At 36.4% G+C, this 18,192-nt stretch carries 18 protein-coding genes; all 18 read left to right on the forward strand.

What is annotated here, in order from left to right; translation table 11 throughout:
• Nucleotides 1-75: 75 nt before the first annotated feature.
• The gene (gene nusA, locus G4D61_RS06695; RefSeq protein WP_025727865.1) at nucleotides 76-1,191 is read left to right on the forward strand and encodes a transcription termination factor NusA; all 1,116 of its coding nucleotides are present in this window, start codon (nucleotides 76-78) and stop codon (nucleotides 1,189-1,191) included.
• 12 nt (nucleotides 1,192-1,203) lie between these two features.
• Nucleotides 1,204-1,479: an RNase P modulator RnpM gene (gene rnpM, locus G4D61_RS06700; protein WP_025727864.1), complete on the forward strand. Its 276-nt coding sequence runs from the start codon at nucleotides 1,204-1,206 to the stop codon at nucleotides 1,477-1,479.
• Nucleotides 1,480-1,484: 5 nt separating this feature from the next.
• On the forward strand, nucleotides 1,485-1,793 hold the full coding sequence (locus G4D61_RS06705) for a YlxQ family RNA-binding protein (protein WP_025727863.1): 309 nt from the start codon (nucleotides 1,485-1,487) through the stop codon (nucleotides 1,791-1,793).
• Nucleotides 1,794-1,807: 14 nt separating this feature from the next.
• Entirely contained in the window at nucleotides 1,808-3,982 is a 2,175-nt protein-coding gene (gene infB, locus G4D61_RS06710; RefSeq protein WP_025727862.1) for a translation initiation factor IF-2, read from the forward strand.
• Nucleotides 3,979-4,257 (forward strand): DUF503 domain-containing protein, encoded by a 279-nt coding sequence (locus G4D61_RS06715; protein WP_025727861.1) that lies wholly within the window; start codon nucleotides 3,979-3,981, stop codon nucleotides 4,255-4,257. Before infB ends, G4D61_RS06715 begins: the two co-directional genes overlap by 4 nt.
• Before the next feature lie 15 nt (nucleotides 4,258-4,272).
• On the forward strand, nucleotides 4,273-4,620 hold the full coding sequence (rbfA, locus tag G4D61_RS06720) for a 30S ribosome-binding factor RbfA (RefSeq protein ID WP_025727860.1): 348 nt from the start codon (nucleotides 4,273-4,275) through the stop codon (nucleotides 4,618-4,620).
• A 157-nt stretch (nucleotides 4,621-4,777) separates the two neighbouring features.
• Nucleotides 4,778-5,689 (forward strand): tRNA pseudouridine(55) synthase TruB, encoded by a 912-nt coding sequence (gene truB, locus G4D61_RS06725; RefSeq protein ID WP_025727859.1) that lies wholly within the window; start codon nucleotides 4,778-4,780, stop codon nucleotides 5,687-5,689.
• A 26-nt stretch (nucleotides 5,690-5,715) separates the two neighbouring features.
• On the forward strand, nucleotides 5,716-6,660 hold the full coding sequence (gene ribF / locus G4D61_RS06730) for a bifunctional riboflavin kinase/FAD synthetase (RefSeq protein WP_035348480.1): 945 nt from the start codon (nucleotides 5,716-5,718) through the stop codon (nucleotides 6,658-6,660).
• A gap of 132 nt (nucleotides 6,661-6,792) precedes the next feature.
• Nucleotides 6,793-7,062, forward strand: coding sequence for a 30S ribosomal protein S15 (rpsO, locus tag G4D61_RS06735; protein WP_025727858.1), 270 nt, complete (start codon nucleotides 6,793-6,795; stop codon nucleotides 7,060-7,062).
• A 400-nt stretch (nucleotides 7,063-7,462) separates the two neighbouring features.
• Nucleotides 7,463-9,577 carry a polyribonucleotide nucleotidyltransferase gene (gene pnp, locus G4D61_RS06740; RefSeq protein WP_035352971.1) on the forward strand — a complete coding sequence of 705 codons (2,115 nt, stop codon included), beginning with the start codon at nucleotides 7,463-7,465 and terminating at the stop codon, nucleotides 9,575-9,577.
• 111 nt (nucleotides 9,578-9,688) lie between these two features.
• Nucleotides 9,689-10,681 carry a polysaccharide deacetylase family protein gene (locus G4D61_RS06745; protein WP_025727856.1) on the forward strand — a complete coding sequence of 331 codons (993 nt, stop codon included), beginning with the start codon at nucleotides 9,689-9,691 and terminating at the stop codon, nucleotides 10,679-10,681.
• A gap of 186 nt (nucleotides 10,682-10,867) precedes the next feature.
• Nucleotides 10,868-12,109 carry a M16 family metallopeptidase gene (locus G4D61_RS06750; protein WP_025727855.1) on the forward strand — a complete coding sequence of 414 codons (1,242 nt, stop codon included), beginning with the start codon at nucleotides 10,868-10,870 and terminating at the stop codon, nucleotides 12,107-12,109.
• A 78-nt stretch (nucleotides 12,110-12,187) separates the two neighbouring features.
• Complete coding sequence (locus tag G4D61_RS06755) at nucleotides 12,188-12,433, forward strand: YlmC/YmxH family sporulation protein (RefSeq protein WP_025727854.1); 246 nt, start codon at nucleotides 12,188-12,190, stop codon at nucleotides 12,431-12,433.
• Nucleotides 12,434-12,850: 417 nt separating this feature from the next.
• Complete coding sequence (dpaA, locus tag G4D61_RS06760) at nucleotides 12,851-13,744, forward strand: dipicolinic acid synthetase subunit A (RefSeq protein ID WP_163173559.1); 894 nt, start codon at nucleotides 12,851-12,853, stop codon at nucleotides 13,742-13,744.
• A gap of 8 nt (nucleotides 13,745-13,752) precedes the next feature.
• Nucleotides 13,753-14,346 carry a dipicolinate synthase subunit B gene (locus G4D61_RS06765; RefSeq protein WP_025727852.1) on the forward strand — a complete coding sequence of 198 codons (594 nt, stop codon included), beginning with the start codon at nucleotides 13,753-13,755 and terminating at the stop codon, nucleotides 14,344-14,346.
• A 164-nt stretch (nucleotides 14,347-14,510) separates the two neighbouring features.
• Entirely contained in the window at nucleotides 14,511-15,557 is a 1,047-nt protein-coding gene (locus tag G4D61_RS06770; RefSeq protein WP_025727851.1) for an aspartate-semialdehyde dehydrogenase, read from the forward strand.
• 198 nt (nucleotides 15,558-15,755) lie between these two features.
• Entirely contained in the window at nucleotides 15,756-16,997 is a 1,242-nt protein-coding gene (gene dapG, locus G4D61_RS06775; RefSeq protein ID WP_163173560.1) for an aspartate kinase, read from the forward strand.
• A gap of 65 nt (nucleotides 16,998-17,062) precedes the next feature.
• Complete coding sequence (gene dapA / locus G4D61_RS06780; protein ID WP_025727849.1) at nucleotides 17,063-17,935, forward strand: 4-hydroxy-tetrahydrodipicolinate synthase; 873 nt, start codon at nucleotides 17,063-17,065, stop codon at nucleotides 17,933-17,935.
• Nucleotides 17,936-18,192 lie beyond the last annotated feature (257 nt).

Raw genomic sequence — 18,192 nt, forward strand, 5'->3', positions numbered from 1 at the left:
ATGCGAAGGATATAAGAAGCTAGCCGGAAGTTTTATGAACACTGGCTTCTCGTAAGATAGGGGGATAAGGTTTCCATGAGCTCAGAATTGGTAGAGGCTCTTAATGTTTTGGAAAAAGATAAAGGGATTTCTCGCGATGTACTTGTTGAGGCAATTGAAGCAGCACTTGTGTCAGCGTATCGTCGTAATTTTAATCAAGCCCAAAATGTACGTACAGATCTTAATTTAGCAACGGGATCGATTCGTGTGTTTGCACGTAAAGATGTTGTTGAAGAAGTATTTGATTCAAGACTTGAAATTTCACTTGAAGATGCACATAAAGTGAATCCTTCTTATGATATTGGTGATGTAGTTGAAATTGAAGTAACACCAAAAGACTTTGGCCGAATTGCGGCACAAACTGCTAAACAGGTAGTTACTCAACGAGTGCGCGAGGCAGAACGAGGCATTATTTATTCAGAGTTTATTGATCGTGAAGATGATATTATGACAGGTATTGTTCAACGTAAAGATAATCGCTTTACGTATGTAAGCCTTGGAAAAGTAGAAGCACTTCTACCGCCGAGTGAACAAGCTGCAAATGAACATTATCAACCACATGATCGTATTAAAGTATATATTACAAAAGTAGAAAAGACGACAAAAGGACCGCAAATTTTCGTTTCACGTACGCATCCTGGTCTGTTAAAACGTCTTTTTGAGATTGAAGTCCCTGAAATTTATGATGGAACAGTTGAAATTCGTTCCGTTGCACGGGAGGCTGGAGATCGTTCAAAAATATCTGTTTATACAGATCATCCAGATGTTGATCCAATCGGCGCATGTGTAGGTCCTAAAGGTTCACGGGTACAAGCGATTGTCAATGAATTAAATGGTGAAAAAATTGACATTGTGGAATGGTCAAATGATCCAGTCGAATTTGTAGCGAACGCTTTGAGTCCATCAAAAGTGTTAGATGTAATCGTGGATGAAAAAGATAAAGCGACGACGGTCGTTGTCCCTGATTATCAACTATCTCTAGCAATTGGAAAAAGAGGTCAAAATGCTAGATTGGCTGCTAAATTAACAGGCTGGAAAATTGATATTAAGAGTGAATCAGATGCGAGAGAAGCTGGTATTTATCCACGCTCCGAATCCTTATCTGTAGAAGAAGACAACTCATTCGATGATACAAACGAAGAAATCGAATAAGAGGTGATCATGATGGCAACGAAAAAAAAGATTCCGATGAGAAAATGCGTTGCAACGGGAGAAATGAGACCGAAAAAAGAAATGCTAAGGATTGTCCGTTCGAAAGAGGGAGATATTTCTATCGATCCAACGGGCAAAAAATCGGGTAGAGGCGCTTATCTTTCAAAAGATATAGAGGCAATTGAAATAGCGAAGAAAAAGAATGTTTTAGCTAATCACCTTGAAGTAACTGTTGCTGACTCTTTCTATGATGAAATCCTTGAATTTATTAAAAAGGAGAATCATTAATAAGAATGAGTGAACAACAAGCAATGTCGCTTTTAGGTTTAGCAAATCGGGCACGAAAAGTAATATCTGGGGAAGAACTTGTTATTAAAGAAATCCAATCAAGTCGTGCTAAACTAATTATATTGTCAAAAGATGCCTCATCAAATACTTCCAAAAAGATTCAAGATAAATGTCGTTTTTACAATACGCCAATACAATTTGTAGAGACGAGAGAAACACTCGGTAAAGCCATCGGGAAAGAGGCAAGAGTTGTTGTCGCGATAACAGAGAAAGGTTTTGCACAAAAACTTGCCCAATTGCTCGGTGAATCATAGATGGGGGTGATTATATGAGCAAAATGCGTATTTATGAATATGCAAAAGCACATAAAACATCAAGTAAAGAGATTATCACAAAACTAAAAGAAATGAATATTGAGGTATCCAACCATATGTCAACAATCGATGGGGAAACAGTTAGTAAACTAGATTCGATTTTTAGTGATGCCGGACGTAATGAACAACATTCAAAACAAAACACTAATGAGCAAGCGAACCATTCAAATCCACAACAAACATCAAACCAACATGAGAAAAAAACAGATAAACATCAAAATCAATCTCATGGAAAGCCTGCTAATAAAAATGTTGAAGGAAAAAAACAACATTCAGGAAAAGATCATAGACCTTTTCAACAAAATAAGAAAAACAAGAGAAATAAGCATCAGTCAAAACAACAAGCTGCTCCTGTCGTTCAAAAGAAAAAGGAATTACCAGAAAAAATTACCTTTACTGAATCATTATCGGTTGCAGAGTTAGCAAAAAAATTAAATCTTGAACCATCTGAAATCATTAAGAAGCTCTTTTTACTTGGAGTAGTGGCGACGATTAATCAAGAATTAGATAAAGATGCTATTGAATTAATTGCTTCAGAGTATGGAGTGGAAGTTGAGGAAGAAGTGTTAGTTGACACGACAGATTTAGGAATATATTTTACAGAGGATCGTGAAGAAGACCTTTCTGTTCGTCCGCCTGTTGTGACGATTATGGGACATGTTGACCATGGGAAAACAACAACTCTTGACTCTATTCGCCATACGAAAGTAACAGCTGGAGAAGCTGGCGGTATCACTCAACATATCGGTGCGTATCAAGTCGATATTGATGGCAAGAAAATTACCTTTTTAGATACTCCAGGGCATGCGGCTTTTACAACGATGCGTGCACGTGGAGCACAAATTACAGATATAACGATCCTAGTTGTAGCTGCTGATGATGGTGTTAAGCCGCAAACAGTAGAAGCAATCAACCACGCAAAGGCTGCGAATGTACCAATTATTGTTGCTGTCAACAAAATTGATAAGCCAACTGCAAGCCCTGAAAAAGTGATGCAAGAATTAACAGAATATAGTTTAATTCCTGAGGATTGGGGCGGAGATACTATTTTCGTACCGATTTCTGCTAAAACGGGTCAAGGGATCGATGACCTGCTTGAAATGATTTTGCTTGTAAGTGAAGTAGAAGAATTAAAAGCAAATCCAGATCGCAGAGCCGTTGGTACAGTAATTGAGGCGCGTTTAGATAAGGGACGTGGACCAGTTGCAACTTTATTAGTACAAAATGGTACATTGCGAGTAGGTGATCCCATTGTTGTTGGACATACATTTGGTCGTGTTCGTGCGATGGTTAATGACCTTGGACGCCGTGTTAAAGAAGCGCCGCCTTCAACTCCGGTTGAGATTACTGGGCTAAACGAGGTGCCAGAAGCTGGTGATCATTTTGTCGTGTTTGAAGATGAAAAAACAGCACGTCAAATCGGAGAAGCTAGAAGTCAGCAGGCAGTTCAAGCACATCGTAACGAAACAGCTCGCGTAAGCCTTGATAATCTTTTTGAACAAATGAAACAAGGTGAAATGAAAGAATTAAATGTCATTGTTAAAGCAGATGTTCAAGGTTCAGTTGAGGCTTTAAGCGCTGCTTTACAAAAAATTGATGTCGAAGGCGTTAATATTAAAGTAATTCATACAGGCGTCGGCGCTATTAATGAGTCAGATATTTCTTTATCAGCTGCTTCGAATGCAATTGTAATTGGTTTTAACGTACGTCCTGATACAAATGCTAAAAGAGCTGCAGAGGCTGAAAAAGTAGATATTCGTTTGCATCGCATTATTTATAAGGCGATTGAAGAAATTGAAGCAGCAATGAAGGGTATGTTAGATCCAGAATTTGAAGAAAAAATTATTGGACAAATTGAAGTTCGCCAAACATTTAAAGTTTCTAAAATCGGTACAATTGCTGGTGGATATGTAACAGACGGTAAAGTTACTCGTGATAGTGGTGTTCGTATTATCCGTGATGGTGTCGTTATTTTTGAAGGCGAAATTGATACATTAAAACGTTTCAAAGATGATGTAAAAGAAGTAAATCAAGGGTACGAATGCGGTATTACTATTAAAAATTACAATGATATTAAAGATGGTGATGTCATTGAAGCGTTTGTTATGCAAGAAGTTGAAAGAAAATGATTGTAAGCGTCCAATGTGATTTCCGCATATTTGACGCCCAATCGTTAAAAGATAAACGTGCCGTACTTCAAAGGGTTTTAACACGGCTTAAACAGAAATATAATGTAGCGGTTAGTGAAGTTGAGTATCAAGATGTTTGGCAACGAACACGAATTGAAATGGTAACCGTCGCTTCGAATCGAGTTGCTGCCGAAAAAGAGATGGAACGTACGTTGAAATTTCTTGATTCGTTTCCTGAATGGGAACGTCTTGATACTATATATGAATGGCTGTAAATGAGGTGTTGTATTGTGAACCTACGTTCGAATCGAGTCGCCGAGCAAATGAAGAAAGAACTAAGTGATATTATTGGCCGTAAATTAAAAGATCCGCGGATCGGTTTTGTGACAGTAACAGATGTCCAAGTAACAGGAGATTTGCAACAGGCAAAGGTATATATCACAGTTCTTGGGAATGATGAACAGAAACAAGATTCATTAGCCGGGCTTGAAAAAGCAAAAGGATTTATTCGTTCTGAAGTAGGACAGCGAATTCGTTTGCGAAAAACGCCTGAACTTATTTTCGAATTTGATGAATCCATTGATTATGGAAATCGGATTGAAACGTTAATAAAAAAACTTCATGAAGATGAACATTAATTAGATATTAGGAACTGGATGTAGCATCCAGTTTCTTTTTCTTTTCGCATGGTGAACAGGCGGGTTTAATCGTTGAGCGTTTAAACATATCGTGTTATTTCGCATCGCCTGTCTTTGAATTTCTTTAAGGAATTGCAAAAGGAAGTGAAGAAAAAATATGGATGGAATTATTCCATTATGGAAACCTGCAGGTCTGACTTCACATGATTGTGTGTTTAAAGTGAGAAAATTACTAAAAACAAAAAAAGTAGGTCATACTGGTACACTTGATCCTGACGTTACAGGTGTTTTACCAATATGCATTGGAAAAGCAACGAAAATAGTAGAGTATATTACGAATGCTGGAAAAGAGTATGAGGGTGAAGTTACATTAGGATATTCAACGACAACTGAAGACAGCGGCGGAGAAATGGTTCGCGAACAAAAAATAGAACACCCTATTAGTCGCAATGAAATTTTGCGAGTGCTTTCAGAGTTAACAGGGTGTATTCAACAAACACCGCCGATGTACTCAGCGGTGAAAGTGAATGGGAAACGGTTGTATGAATATGCAAGACAGGGAATTGAAGTAGAAAGACCAACGCGAGAAGTACAAATTTATTCATTAGAACTGCTAGATGATCGTGACATATATACAGGTTCAACGATATCATTCCGTTTTCGTGTCAGTTGTAGTAAAGGCACTTATATTCGTACACTTGCTGTTATGATGGGCGAAAAATTAGGATATCCAGCACATATGTCATATTTAACAAGAATAAGTGCTGGAGGATTTACAAAGGATCAATGTGCAACTTTTGAGGATATTGAAGAGCATATGGAACATCAAACGATTACAGAGCTACTCCATCCTTTAGAAGCGGGGTTAATCCATTTGCCGAAATGGGAAATTAATGATACATTAGCAGAGAAAGTGAAAAATGGGATGGTTTTAGAGAAAGGGAAGTGTTGGCCGGACGGTGAAGAAGTAGCGGTTATGTATCGTGAAAAAGTCATTGCAATATACAAGGTTCACCCAAGCAAGCCTTCCTTCATTAAACCTGTAAAAGTAATTCAAAATGAATTTTAAAATGGAAAGAGAAAAGGTGAGAAACATTGAAAGTATTAACTGTTGATCATCCACATTCATTTAAGAAGGAGGATTTTCCTCCGCTCGTAATGGCTCTAGGTTATTTTGATGGCATTCATCTCGGGCACCAAAAAGTCATTCAAACGGCAAAACAAATTGCAGAAGAAAAGCATTTAAAAAGTGCAGTTATGACGTTTGATCCGCATCCATCTGTAGTATTAGCGAAAAATCACAAAGTGGTTGAATTAATTACTCCGTTGCATGAAAAAATTAAATTAATTGAAAGCATGGGAATTGATTATTTATTTGTTGTCCACTTTACAACAGATTTTGCTTCTTTGCTCCCGCAGCAGTTTGTAGACCAATATATAGTTGGACTAGGAGTAAAGCATGTTGTTGCTGGTTTTGATTATACATATGGAAAATTCGGTAAAGGAAATATGAATAATATAGAAGAATTTGCAAATGGGCGATTCGACATTACTGTTGTTGACAAATTGACCCTTCAAAATCGCGATGACAAAGTTAGTTCTACTTTAATTCGTAAGTGTATTAAGGAAGGGCGTGTTCGTGATTTAAAAGATTTACTGGGCCGTTATTACGAAATTTCCGGTATCGTTGTACATGGTGAAAAAAGGGGACGGGAGCTTGGTTTTCCAACTGCAAATATAGAATTGAGTGATCCCTATATTTTACCGCCAAATGGTGTGTACATTGTAAGGATGTATGTTCGTAATCAATGGCATAATGGCTTATGTAGTGTTGGCTACAATCCAACCTTTAAAAATCCAGATGAATACGTACAAACAACAGAGGTATATCTTTTAGACTTTTCCGATTGGATTTATGACGAACATGTCATTGTGGAGTGGCATGATAGAATACGGGATGAAAAGAAATTTAATAGCGTAGAAGATCTTATTACAGAAATGAAGCACGATGAACAAGTGGCACGAAACTATTTTAAATAAAAGTCTAACAAAAACTTGTGTTTTATTATAAAAAGTAGTATCCTTATACAGTAATATGAACCTATGCTTGGCATAGCGACTCACCGACGTGTGCTCAGCAATAGGGGATTAAAAAATTTGGAGGTGAATAGGATGGCGATTTCACAAGAACGTAAAAACGAAATCATCAACCAATTTAAAGTTCATGAGAACGACACTGGTTCTCCAGAAGTACAAATTGCTGTACTTACTGAAGAAATTAACAAACTAAATGATCATTTACGTGTTCATAAAAAAGATCATCATTCACGTCGTGGTCTAATGAAAATGGTAGGTAGACGTCGTAATTTGTTAACTTACCTACGTAATAAAGATGTACAACGTTATCGTGAATTAATCAATCGTCTTGGATTACGTCGTTAATGTAATCATGTGAAAAAGCGGGATTTTTCCCGCTTTTTTGTAATGTTTTTACTTTTAAAAAGGAAAAATGTCTCTCATCATTTACACCTCAAAGTATTCAATCATTATGATCTCTTTTGATGGCTATACATTTGTAAGACGTTATTATATGCGAATCACTTTTAAATAGCTGAACGATGTATATATATTTTCATTTTACCAAACATTAAAATAAACTTGGTGAAGTGCTTCAATAGCATTTGTTCTTCTTATCTAAAATCATTCGTTTTATACATAATTGCATAAGAAAAAATGCTTTCTATATAACCAGTGATTATTTGTGTAATTCTTAATATTCTATGCTAATTTTAATGAATATATGAGTACTACTGCTAGAAAATGAAAGGGGATAATTTTATATATGGCACAAGACAAACATATATATACGATGGAATGGGCTGGTCGTCCATTAACTGTTGAAGTTGGACAATTAGCTAAACAAGCAAATGGCGCAGCGCTTATCAGATATGGAGAAACTGCCATTTTGAGTACTGCTGCTGCTTCAAAAGAACCGAAAAATGTAGATTTCTTCCCATTAACAGTAAATTATGAAGAACGTTTATATGCAGTCGGTAAAATCCCAGGTGGATTTATTAAGCGGGAAGGTCGTCCAAGTGAAAAAGCAATTCTTTCAAGCCGATTAATTGACCGACCAATCCGTCCATTATTTGCTGAAGGCTTCCGTAATGAAGTTCAAGTTGTCAGCATGGTTATGAGTGTTGATCAAGATAATAGTCCTGAAATGGCTGCAATGTTCGGTTCATCATTGGCGCTTTCAGTTTCTGATATTCCGTTTGAGGGCCCTATTGCGGGTGTCATTGTTGGAAGAGTGGATGGAGAATTTCTCATTAACCCAACGATTGAACAAATGGAAAAAAGTGATATTCATTTAACAGTTGCAGGTACGAAAGATGCGATCAACATGGTTGAAGCGGGAGCAAAAGAAGTTCCTGAAGAAGTCATGCTTGAAGCAATTATGTTTGGACACGAAGAAATCAAGCGTCTAATTGCTTTCCAAGAAAAGATTGTTGCTGAAGTTGGAAAAGAAAAAATGCAAGTGGAACTGTTTGAATTGGACCAAGATTTAGCTACAAAAGTCCGTTCACTATGTGAAGAGGATATGATTAAAGCAATTCAAGTCCATGAAAAACATGCACGTGATGAAGCAATAAAAGCCGTTAATAATAACATTATTCAGCAATTTGAGGAACAAGAAGCTGATGAAGATACAATCAAACAAATAAAACAAATTTTGCACGATATTGAAAAAACAGAAGTGCGAAAATTAATTACAGTTGATAAAGTCCGTCCAGATGGCCGTAAAATCGATGAAATAAGACCGTTATCTTCTGAAGTAGGGATTTTGCCAAGAACACATGGGTCAGGTTTATTTACACGGGGACAAACTCAAGCTTTAAGCATTTGTACACTTGGAGCATTAGGAGATGTTCAAATTCTTGATGGACTTGGCATTGAAGAATCAAAACGCTTTATGCATCATTATAATTTCCCGCCATTTAGTGTTGGGGAAACTGGACCGATGAGAGGACCAGGGCGTCGTGAAATTGGCCATGGTGCATTAGGTGAACGCGCACTTGAACCAGTCATTCCTGATGAAAAAGCATTTCCATATACGATCCGTCTCGTTTCAGAAGTATTAGAATCAAACGGTTCAACATCACAAGCAAGTATTTGTGCAAGTACTTTAGCGATGATGGATGCGGGTATTCCAATTAAAGCACCTGTAGCGGGAATTGCAATGGGGCTTGTGAAATCGGGTGAGCATTACACGATTCTAACCGATATTCAAGGAATGGAAGATCATCTTGGTGATATGGACTTTAAAGTTGCTGGTACAGCCGCAGGCGTAACAGCATTACAAATGGATATTAAAATTGCAGGACTTTCCCGTCAAATTTTAGAAGAAGCATTGCAACAAGCGAAAAAAGGTCGCATGCAAATTTTAAATCATATGATGTCCACGATTTCTGAATCGCGTAACCACCTATCTGTTCATGCGCCAAAAATTTTAACGATGAGCATTAGCCCAGATAAAATTAGAGATGTCATTGGGCCAAGCGGTAAACAAATTAATAAAATCATTGATGAAACTGGCGTGAAGATCGATATTGAACAAGATGGTACCATTTTTATTTCTTCCACTAATGAAGAAAATAATCTAAAAGCGAAGAAAATCATTGAAGACATCGTTCGCGAAGTGGAAGTTGGACAAATTTACTTAGGTAAAGTAAAAAGAATCGAGAAATTCGGGGCTTTTGTTGAAATCTTTAACGGAAAAGATGGTTTAGTTCATATATCAGAGCTTTCAGATGAACGGGTTCGCAAAGTAGAAGATGTCCTAAAAATAGGCGATGAGATTCTTGTTAAAGTAACAGAAATTGATAGCCACGGACGCGTAAACTTGTCTCGAAAAGCTGTGTTAAAAGAACAGAATGACCAAAAAGAAAAACAATGATTTATTTCTAAAAGTCAGGGATACCTGACTTTTTTTATGGCAAAATAACGGTATAAAATCGTTCTATCTTGTCCTCCTTTTTCATATTTTTTAGAAGAAGGGGGAACATAAATGAAAAATGCAAAACACTTGATTGTTATAGGCATGGTTGTTATCCTAGCAATATTGCTTGTTTTAAATCCGATAACAATTCCATATATTCATGCATTAAAAAATGCCCCTTACATATCAGTTGGACAACATAATAGTTTGTATTCAAAGATAGAAAAAGAGGCAAAAAATTATACTGTACGTGCACAAAATGCAAAAATTGATCCAGTTTGGAAAGCAATCCCTGGATATAATGGCGTTAAAGTTGATGTAAATGCATCATATAAAAAGATGAAAAAAGATGGGCATTATAATGTGCATAAATTAGTTTTTAAGCAAGTTTCTCCAACTGTACATTTAAAAGATTTACCTGCAGCGCCCATTTATCGCGGAAATCCGAATAAGCCAATGGTTAGTTTATTAATTAATGTCGCATGGGGAAATGAGTATTTGCCTGATATGCTAAAGGTATTGAAAAAATATAATGTTCATGCAACTTTTTTCCTTGAAGGGCGCTGGGCAAAAGAGAACCCTGATCTTGCAAAATTAATAGCGGATAGCGGAAACGAAATTGGAAACCATTCCTATACACATCCTGACATGAAAATATTAAGTAGAAAAGCTATCCAGGAGCAACTGAAAAGTACGAATGAAGTGATTGAAGCAATTACAAAACAAAAGGTAAAATGGTTTGCCCCTCCAAGTGGGAGTTATCGCGATGATGTTGTTAAAATCGCACAATCAATGAAAATGGGAACTGTGATGTGGACAGTTGATACAGTTGATTGGCAAAAACCATCTCCAAAAACAATTGTACAAAGAGTTAACAGCAAAGTGGAGCCGGGATCATTAATTTTAATGCATCCAACCAAGTCGACTGCAAAGGCATTGGAGCCGATGATTAAAGCAATCATGAAGAAACAATTAAGAATCGGAACACTGTCAAAATTGGTTGATGAAGAAAGAATTATTAAAAATGATAAAAAAATTGTAAAAGGAAAAAATCAACATTAGAACTGAAAATATAAAAAAGCTTTGTTATATACCTCTGTTACTTTCCTTTCGTTTTTAGAGGATCTGACGGTAAGGATCATGGAGGAAATGTAACAGAGAGGAACTAGACACTCGATCTACATTATCAGTATTGTTTAACAAAGCTAATGAAAAAATGCGTTTTACATGTACTAGGAGGAACGATGAATGGTCCAAAAATATACTTGTAGCAATGGTCTTAGAATTGTACTTGAAAACATCCCAACAGTCCGATCAGTGGCAATTGGGATATGGATTGGTACTGGTTCAAGAGATGAAAATGAAAAAAATAACGGAATTTCCCATTTTTTAGAACATATGTTTTTTAAAGGAACGAAAACACGGAGTGCAAAAGACATTGCGGAAACGTTTGACGCGATTGGCGGTCAAGTGAATGCGTTCACTTCTAAAGAATATACTTGTTATTATGCAAAAGTATTAGATACTCACGCACCGATTGCATTGAATGTTTTAGCTGACATGTTTTTCAATTCCACATTTGCAGAAGAGGAAATGAGCCGGGAAAAAAATGTTGTTTATGAAGAAATTAAAATGTACGAAGATACACCGGATGATATTGTTCATGATCTGTTAGGAAAAGCTATTTATGAAAATCATCCACTTGGATACCCTATTTTAGGTACTGAAGAAACATTAGATTCTTTTACAAGTGAAGAGCTGCATGCATATGTAAATAAAATGTATACTCCTGATAGAGTAGTCATTTCGGTTGCAGGAAATGTCAATGAATCTTTTATAAAAGATATAGAAGAATTATTTGGTTCTTATGAAGGCGGTAAAGTAGAAAGAAATCTAGAAGATATATCTTTTCATGCAAATCAATTAGTTCGCAAAAAAGATACTGAGCAAGCCCATCTTTGCATCGGGTATGAAGGATTGCCGATTGGTAGTAAAAATATGTATGATCTTATTGTATTAAACAATATATTGGGTGGAAGCATGTCATCACGGCTGTTTCAAAATGTTCGGGAACAAAAAGGACTGGCCTATTCGGTTTATTCCTATCATACATCCTATCAAGATAATGGCATTTTAACGATATATGGTGGAACAGGAGCACCCCAACTAAATGCTTTATTTGATACAATTCAAGAAACGTTGCAAACATTAAAAGAAAAAGGTGTAACGGAAAAAGAAGTTAACAATTGTAAAGAACAATTAAAAGGAAGCTTAATGTTAAGTTTAGAAAGTACAAATAGCCGTATGAGCCGAAATGGAAAAAATGAATTGCTGCTTAAAAGACATCGAACTTTGGATGAAGTCGTTGAACAAATTGATGATGTAACTGTGCAAAAGGTTAACGATACAGCTGCAAGAATTTTTTCAAATCAATACGCTGTGTCAATCATTAGTCCTGATGGAGAGCTCCCTCAAAGTTTTCAAAAATAAAGATAGGCATATCCCTTCTTTTTAGCTAGTAAACTAAAGTAGCTCTAATTTTTTTAGCAACTAAGAGGGGAGATTATTATGAGACTTAGTGAGTTGAGCGGAAAAGAAATGGTTGATTTTAAGAAGGCTGAACGCTTAGGTATTTTAGGGCAAACAGATTTAGAAATAAACGAAGTGACTGGGCAAGTTGAGACGCTTATCATTCCATCAGGAAAATGGACAAAAAAACACCGTAATGAAATTCGCGTACCTTGGAATCGCATTCGAACAGTTGGAACAGATATGATTATTTTAGAAGTACCAGAAAATCAATATAGTTATTAAAAATACCGAGATTTTCGGCATTTGGTTGTCGAGAAAAGGGTTCAGAATGGTTTCATTCTGAACCTTTTTTTATTGTTTAAAGTTCATTTACGCCTAAATGAACTGTTTGACACCGTAAAAATAGGAATCATTAAACAGGCTAATTAACATGCAGCTTGTGATTTTATTACTAGTGGATTCGAGTGGGGGTGCGAAAACCCTGCGGGAGAAGTGCCGCGAAGGTCATACACCTGCGGAAAGCCGGCAGCCTAGATAGAAAATCGACATCTAAATTAAAAAACTAAAAACTTTCAATTATTATTTGTTAACAGTTGAAACGGTTACCTTTGTACTTTTGTTTCACGCTTTTTTGATTTCAACATACGATATGGGGAAAAGACCATAACATCATTCAAAATTAAGAAGGTGAAAACATTGATGTTAACCGGATTGCAGATTGCCATTATTGGTGGTGACGCACGTCAATTAGAAGTAATCCGCAAATTAGCAGACTTAGACGCAAAAATTTCTTTAATTGGATTTGAGCAACTAGACTTTGCTTATTCTGGCGTTGTTAAAGAAAAATTTAAAGACGTCAACTTTGCTGAAATGGATTGTGTAATTCTTCCAATAACAGGTACAAATAGTGAAGGAAAAGTTGAATTGATCTTTTCTAATGAAGAAGTCATTTTGACAGAAGATGTTCTTTCAGAAACACCAGACTATTTTACAATTTATTCAGGGATTAGCAATTCCTATTTAGACACATTAGCTAAAAAAATGAATAAACGTTTAGTGAAACTATTTGAAAGAGATGATGTCGCAATCTATAATTCGATTCCAACTGTTGAAGGAACGATTATGATGGCGATTCAACACACAGAGTTCACAATACATGGCTCAACTGTAATGGTTTTAGGATTAGGAAGAGTAGGTATGAGCCTTGCAAGAGTGTTTGACCATTTAGGCGCAAACGTAAAGGTTGGTGCACGTAAAAGCGAACATTTAGCTAGAATAACAGAAATGGGACTAACCCCTTTTCATCTTGATCAAATTGATCAAGAGGTAAAAGATATTGATATTTGTATAAATACAATTCCACATTTAATTGTAAATGCATCCGTTATTCAAAAGATGCCGACCCACACCCTTATTCTTGATATAGCTTCAAAGCCTGGAGGAACAGATTTTCGCTATGCAGAAAAGCGAGGAATAAAGGCTTTGCTTGCACCAAGCTTACCTGGTATTGTTGCGCCAAAATCTGCAGGAAAGATTCTTGGCAATGTGCTTGCCCAACTAATTGAAGAAGATGTATTAAAAAGAAAGGAGTAATGTACTTTATGGATATTAATGGCAAGAGAATAGGTTTTGGGTTAACAGGTTCTCACTGTACGTATGCTGCGGTATTTCCACAGATTGAAGCATTGGTTTCTGCTGGAGCTGACGTTATTCCAGTTGTGACTCACACAGTAAAAACGACTGATACGAGGTTTGGTAAGGGTGAAGAATGGGTTGCAAAAATTGAAAGTATAACTGGCCATAAAGCGATCGATTCTATTGTCGATGCAGAGCCACTCGGTCCAACATTGCCACTTGATTGTATGGTCATTGCGCCAATAACAGGATTTACAATGAGTAAGCTTGCGAATGCTTTAACAGATTCACCTGTATTGATGGCTGCCAAAGCAACATTGCGAAATTTAAAACCAGTTGTACTTGGCATATCGACAAATGATGCGCTTGGTTTAAACGGTGTAAATTTAATGAGACTTATGGCAACAAAAAATATCTATTTTATCCCATATGGTCAAGACGATCCGGAAAAGAAACCGAATTCCATGGTTGCAAGAATGCCTGCTTTGTTAGATACAGTCTCTTTAGCGTTAGAAGGAAAACAAATTCAACCTGTTATTATAGAACGGTTCCGTGATTAATAACTCGCTATAAAAGCGAGTTTTATTCAATGTTCTTTTCAATTCGTATGCCATTTTAAAGATTATCTATAATATAGTGAAAAATTATACGGCAACAATAGTAGAATGTGATAAAATAAATGTTATATTATATATTTTTCTTGAAACTGGAAGGGGAATTTTTAATGGCAAATACAGCAGGTTATCATGTTGCAGTAGTTGGTGCTACTGGAGCAGTTGGAAAGCAGATGATTCAAACTTTAGAGAGAAGAAATTTTCCCATCGGAAAATTGACACTTTTATCATCTTCACGTTCTGCTGGAACGAAGGTTCAATTTAAGGGAGAAGAAATTACTGTCCAAGAAGCTACTCCAGAAAGCTTTGAAGGTGTTCAAATTGCACTTTTTAGTGCTGGCGGAAGTGTTTCGAAAAAATTTGCACCAGAAGCTGTTAAACGAGGAGCAATTGTAATAGATAATACAAGTGCCTTCCGTATGGATAAAGATGTGCCGTTAGTTGTACCTGAGGTAAATGAAGAAGATATTAAGCAGCATAATGGAATCATCGCCAATCCAAACTGTTCAACTATTCAAATGGTCGTAGCACTTGAACCAATTCGTCAATTATACGGTTTAAGTCGAATTGTTGTTTCAACTTACCAAGCTGTTTCGGGATCTGGAGCTGCTGCTGTTCAAGAATTAAATGAACAAACGCAAGCATTATTGAACGGTGATACTTATGAAGCCAAGATTTTACCTGTAAAAGGTGATAAAAAACATTATCAAATTGCTTTTAATGCGATTCCACAAATAGACGTTTTCACAGAAAATGGTTTTACTTATGAAGAGATGAAAATGATCAACGAAACTAAAAAGATTATGCACATGCCTGAGTTAAAAGTTTCAGCAACATGTGTCCGCATTCCTGTTGCTGTTGGACACTCTGAGTCTGTGTATTTTGAGGTTGAAAAGGATGGAGTTAGTGCTGAGGACATCCAAAAAATCTTAACAAATGCACCGGGAGTAGTTGTTGAAGATAAACCTGAAGAGCAGCAATATCCAATGGCTGTAAATGCAGTTGGTGAATTGGATACTTTCGTTGGAAGAATTCGTAAAGACTTAGACGATGATAAAGGTTTCCATATGTGGGTTGTTTCTGATAACTTATTAAAAGGTGCAGCATGGAACTCAGTACAGATCGCAGAAAGTTTAATTAAATTAGACTTAATCTAATTGGTATAAAAATAACGTTAACCTTTTTTATGTTTTATTATAAGATAAGATAGAAATGGATATTCTATTCCGAATATCGTCTGAAATTTTTTAGAATCAATCAATGATACGATTTGATGAGTATAAATGTTAACGACCTAACTCAACATATGCCGGAGTAGGATATTTTGAAATAGAAAGTTTTTTAGAGGTGTTCATATGAAGCTAATTGTTCAAAAATTTGGCGGTACATCCGTTCGCGATCATGAATCAAGAATGCATGCACTTGGTCATGTTGAAAAGGCGTTAAAAGACGGATATAAAGTTGTAGTAGTCGTATCAGCAATGGGTAGGAAAGGTGAGCCATATGCAACAGACACACTTCTATCATTGATTGGTGCTTCCAATACACTTTTAAGCAAAAGGGAACAAGACTTACTATTATCAACGGGTGAAATTATTTCCAGTCTTGTTTTTTCAAATCTTTTAAATGAGCATGATATCAAATCATGTGCTCTAACAGGTGCACAGGCAGGATTCCGAACTAATTCAGAATTTACAAATGCTAAAATTATTGATATGAAATGTGACCGGATATTAAAAGAATTAAAAACACATGACGTTGCCGTTGTTGCTGGATTCCAAGGCTGTGATCAACATGGTGATATTACAACATTAGGAAGAGGCGGAAGCGATACTTCAGCAGCAGCGTTAGGGGCGAGTTTACAAGCAGAGTGGATTGACATTTTCACAGATGTGGAAGGTATTATGACCGCTGATCCTCGAATCGTTGAAAATGCTAGAAAATTACCTATTGTGACCTATAATGAAGTATGTAATATGGCCTACCAAGGAGCTAAAGTAATTCATCCGCGTGCTGTTGAAATTGCCATGCAGTCAAAGGTTCCAATTCGGATACGTTCAACATATTCAGATGATGTTGGTACGATTGTAACATCGCTAAATCGCCAAAAATTAGGTACAGATATTGAAGAACGGACGGTTACAGGAATTGCTAGTGTTTCTAATATCGCACAAATTAACGTGACTGCTAAAGATGGTCAGTATGATTTACAATCTGAAGTGTTTAAGGCGATGGCCTCTGAACATATTAGTGTTGATTTTATAAATATTTCTCCTACAAATGTAGTGTATACTGTTTCAGAAAATGTCGTGGATCGCGCAAGTTCGATTTTGAAAAATCTTGGTTACACTCCATCCATTGAAAGAGAGTGTGCGAAAGTTTCGGTTGTTGGTGCGGGAATTGCTGGAGTTCCTGGTGTAACATACAAGATTGTTTCTGCTTTATCAGAAAAAGGAATACGCATTTTACAATCGGCTGACAGCCATACAACGATTTGGGTACTAGTAAAAGAAGAGGATCTTGTTAATGCAGTAAATGCATTGCATGATGCCTTCAATTTAGAAAAAGAGATTTACAATATACAAAGAAAATTTTAAATGCGTTAAATAATCTTGAGTAGTTACTATTCTTTATTGAATGGTCAGGATGAAGGAGTGGAAACATGAGTCGTTTCGGGAGAGTTTCTACCGCAATGGTGACACCTTTTGATCTTAAAGGGAATGTTGATTTACAAAAAACAACGAGATTAGTTGAATATTTAATTGAAAATGGAACGGATTCTCTTGTAGTAGGAGGTACTACTGGAGAATCTCCCACTTTATCAACAGAAGAAAAAGTGGCACTCTTTAAACATGTTGTGAAAGTGGTAAATGGACGAGTTCCAGTTGTTGCTGGTACAGGAAGTAATAATACGTATGCTTCGATTGAATTAACAAAAAAAGCTGAGGCTGTTGGTGTAGATGCAGCAATGGTTGTGGCACCATATTATAATAAACCAAATCAGGCTGGAATATATCAACATTTTAAGACGATCGCTGAGGCAACAGAACTGCCAATCTTAATGTATAACATTCCAGGACGCTCAGTTATTAACATAGAACCAAAGACAATAATAGAGCTATCACAAATTCCTAACATTGTTGCAATAAAAGAAGCTAGTGGAAACTTAGATGCGATGGCAGAAATTATTGCAAATACAGCTGATGATTTTGAATTATATAGTGGGGATGACGGTTTAACATTACCAGTTTTATCAGTTGGAGGAGAAGGTGTCATTTCTGTTGCTTCTCATATAATTGGCCGAGAATTACAAGAAATGGTTCAAGCTTTTTTAGCAGGGGAAGTAAGGAAGGCTGCAAAGCTACATCAAACATATTTGCCAATTATGCGCGGATTATTTGCAGCACCAAATCCTGTTCCTGTAAAAACTGCTTTACAGTTAAAAGGGATGGACGTTGGCAGTGTTCGATTACCGCTTGTACCTTTAACAAATGATGAAAGATCAACTTTACTTCAGTTGATTAATCAGCAGTAACGTATAAAGCAACCCTCTTGATCAACAATTCGAGAAGGGTTGCTTTTTTTATAAAGGATTTTTTATTTACTTAAATGATTCGCTAAGAAGATTGGAGCCGAAAGATGCGAGACTCCTGCGGGATGAGCGGAATAGATGAGCTCCCATAGACGTGCAACGAGGGCACTGAAAAAGTCCATTAAATTATTAGACGGTTAAAGGTTGAATAAATTAAACCTTTAACTGTCTTTTTAGCTTATAATAATGATATTAATTCA

Source organism: Heyndrickxia ginsengihumi (genome assembly GCF_011008565.1).
In the GTDB taxonomy this organism is placed as follows: Bacteria; Bacillota; Bacilli; order Bacillales; family Bacillaceae_C; genus Weizmannia; species Weizmannia ginsengihumi.

What these genes read in the sequence shown, in the direction of transcription:
- truB (WP_025727859.1), top strand. Translation starts at nt 4,778, where the DNA reads ATGGATGGAATTATTCCATTATGGAAACCTGCAGGTCTGACTTCACAT.
- dapA (WP_025727849.1), top strand. Translation starts at nt 17,063, where the DNA reads ATGAGTCGTTTCGGGAGAGTTTCTACCGCAATGGTGACACCTTTTGAT.
- rnpM (WP_025727864.1), top strand. Translation starts at nt 1,204, where the DNA reads ATGGCAACGAAAAAAAAGATTCCGATGAGAAAATGCGTTGCAACGGGA.
- dpaA (WP_163173559.1), top strand. Translation starts at nt 12,851, where the DNA reads ATGTTAACCGGATTGCAGATTGCCATTATTGGTGGTGACGCACGTCAA.
- G4D61_RS06750 (WP_025727855.1), top strand. Translation starts at nt 10,868, where the DNA reads ATGGTCCAAAAATATACTTGTAGCAATGGTCTTAGAATTGTACTTGAA.
- G4D61_RS06715 (WP_025727861.1), top strand. Translation starts at nt 3,979, where the DNA reads ATGATTGTAAGCGTCCAATGTGATTTCCGCATATTTGACGCCCAATCG.
- G4D61_RS06755 (WP_025727854.1), top strand. Translation starts at nt 12,188, where the DNA reads ATGAGACTTAGTGAGTTGAGCGGAAAAGAAATGGTTGATTTTAAGAAG.
- dapG (WP_163173560.1), top strand. Translation starts at nt 15,756, where the DNA reads ATGAAGCTAATTGTTCAAAAATTTGGCGGTACATCCGTTCGCGATCAT.
- G4D61_RS06745 (WP_025727856.1), top strand. Translation starts at nt 9,689, where the DNA reads ATGAAAAATGCAAAACACTTGATTGTTATAGGCATGGTTGTTATCCTA.
- G4D61_RS06770 (WP_025727851.1), top strand. Translation starts at nt 14,511, where the DNA reads ATGGCAAATACAGCAGGTTATCATGTTGCAGTAGTTGGTGCTACTGGA.
- G4D61_RS06705 (WP_025727863.1), top strand. Translation starts at nt 1,485, where the DNA reads ATGAGTGAACAACAAGCAATGTCGCTTTTAGGTTTAGCAAATCGGGCA.
- G4D61_RS06765 (WP_025727852.1), top strand. Translation starts at nt 13,753, where the DNA reads ATGGATATTAATGGCAAGAGAATAGGTTTTGGGTTAACAGGTTCTCAC.
- infB (WP_025727862.1), top strand. Translation starts at nt 1,808, where the DNA reads ATGAGCAAAATGCGTATTTATGAATATGCAAAAGCACATAAAACATCA.
- nusA (WP_025727865.1), top strand. Translation starts at nt 76, where the DNA reads ATGAGCTCAGAATTGGTAGAGGCTCTTAATGTTTTGGAAAAAGATAAA.
- rpsO (WP_025727858.1), top strand. Translation starts at nt 6,793, where the DNA reads ATGGCGATTTCACAAGAACGTAAAAACGAAATCATCAACCAATTTAAA.
- pnp (WP_035352971.1), top strand. Translation starts at nt 7,463, where the DNA reads ATGGCACAAGACAAACATATATATACGATGGAATGGGCTGGTCGTCCA.